Source organism: Natronococcus sp., from assembly GCF_047921035.1.
Lineage (GTDB): Archaea > Halobacteriota > Halobacteria > Halobacteriales > Natrialbaceae > Natronococcus.
The window spans coordinates 1-583 of sequence record NZ_JBLRWX010000254.1 but is presented as its reverse complement, the minus strand read 5'-3'; the positions used below and the strand labels follow the sequence as shown (position 1 = coordinate 583).

Genomic DNA, 583 nt, shown 5'->3' with positions numbered 1-583 from the left:
ACGCCGAGGGAGCCCTCCGGACCGAGGGCTGAGAGCGCACCAGGCGGGTGCAGTACCTCGGAACCTGATCCGGGTCATGCCGGCGGAGGAAGCGCGTCATGGTGTCGACAACCTTCAGTGTGCTGTTGCTCGTCGTGGTGCTGGCCGCGTTCATCGGGGTCGGCGTCCGGGCAGGACGACAACGTCGAGGCAGCAGCGTCGACGAGTTCACGACCGCCCGCGGCACCCAGGGGCCCGTGGCGCTGGGGTTGTCGTTCCTGGCGTCGGGACTCGGCGCCTGGATCCTGTTCGCGCCGCCGGAGCTGGGCGCGATCCTCGGCATCGGTCCCGTGATCGGCTACGCGCTGGCTGCCGCGGGTCCGTTCCTGATCTTCGCGTTCGTCGGACCGCGGCTGCGGCGGGTCGTCCCTTCCGGACAAGGTCTCAGCGAGTTCCTGCGGGTTCGGTTCGGTCCGTCCGCCAGCGTGCTCGTCACGCTCGTGTCCCTGCTGTACATGGTGGTGTTCGTCGCGGCCGAACTCGTGGCGATCGGGGGGCTGGTGGAGCTGCTCGGGGGCGTTCCGCGGCAGGTCACGGTCACGGC

The 583-nt window shown here is 70.2% G+C and carries 1 protein-coding gene and 1 riboswitch; the gene reads left to right on the top strand.

The window, feature by feature from the left end; all coding sequences use genetic code 11:
- Positions 1–109, top strand: a riboswitch (TPP riboswitch). This riboswitch is flagged as partial in the annotation.
- A partial coding sequence (locus ACNA7R_RS20560; protein ID WP_416285388.1) for a sodium:solute symporter family transporter occupies positions 99–583 on the top strand: 485 nt, incomplete at its 3' end. Its footprint overlaps the riboswitch before it by 11 nt.